The organism is Mesorhizobium sp. B2-3-6, assembly GCF_006442305.1.
GTDB lineage: Bacteria > Pseudomonadota > Alphaproteobacteria > Rhizobiales > Rhizobiaceae > Mesorhizobium.
In genome coordinates this window covers 1-1,051 of the sequence record NZ_VFVW01000028.1, presented here as the reverse complement: position 1 = coordinate 1,051, position 1,051 = coordinate 1, and the positions used below count along the sequence as shown (strand labels likewise).

The 1,051-nt window shown below is 59.8% G+C and carries 1 protein-coding gene; it reads left to right on the top strand.

The genetic code is table 11. The features are described 5' to 3' along the window. Window positions 1-92: 92 nt before the first annotated feature. Window positions 93-1,041, top strand: a protein-coding gene (locus tag FJ953_RS30330; RefSeq protein WP_140501651.1) for an IS630 family transposase whose coding sequence is annotated in 2 segments (ribosomal slippage) — window positions 93-428 and window positions 430-1,041 — 948 coding nt in all. Because the reading frame shifts where the segments join, the coding sequence is not laid out codon by codon here. Window positions 1,042-1,051: the final 10 nt, after the last annotated feature.

The window sequence follows — 1,051 nt, the reverse complement described above, 5'->3', positions numbered from 1 at the left end:
CTAGAGCATTTCCTATTTTGGGAGAATCGTAGGATTCCCAAAACCGGATGTTTGTGATTCAAGATGCTGGCTGGATTGGAGGCCAGCATCTGATGACGCGAGCGCTTTCAAATGATCTTCGTGAGCGTGCAGTAGCGGCAGTTGTCGACGGGGAGACCTGCCGTGCGGTTGCCTCGCGCTTTGGCGTTGCGGTTTCCTCTGTGGTGAAGTGGTCGCAGCGTTACCGTGCCACCGGCTCGGTGGCGCCGGGCAAGATGGGCGGACACCGTAAGCGCGTTCTGGAGCCCCATCGGGCTTTCATTGTGGAGCGGATCAATCAGACCTCTGAACTGACGCTGCATCGGCTGAAGGACGAGTTGGATGCGCGCGGGATCAAGGTCTCGCACAATACGGTGTGGCTGTTCTTGAGGCGCGAGGGCCTGAGCTTCAAAAAAAACGCTGTTCGCCCTTGAGCAGGCACGCGCCGATATTGCCCGCAGGCGTCAGCGATGGCGATCCTGGCAGACCGGCCTCGATCCGCAGTGCCTGGTCTTCATCGATGAGACCTGGATCAAGACCAACATGGCTCCGCTGCGCGGTTGGGGGCCGAAGGGCAAGCGGCTGCGCGGCCTGGCTCCGCACGGCCACTGGCGCACGCTGACCTTCCTCGGCGCGCTGCGCTGGGATCGGCTCACAGCGCCTTGCGTCTTCGACGGCCCGATCAACGGCCAATGCTTCCGGGCCTATGTCGAGCAGCAGCTCATCACGGTGCTGAAGCCCGGCGATATTGTCGTCATGGATAATCTGGGAAGTCATAAGTCGGCGGCCATCAGGCAGATGATCAAAGCTGCCGGCGCCAGGCTTTGGTACCTGCCGCCCTATTCCCCGGACCTCAATCCGATCGAGCAGGCCTTCGCCAAGATCAAACACTGGATGCGCCAAGCTCAGAAACGTACAATCGAGGACACTTGGCGCCACATCGGCCACCTCGTCGAAACAATCGAGGCAGCCGAATGCAGGAACTACTTCGAAAACGCAGGCTACGCTTCCGTCAAGATATGAAACGCTCTAG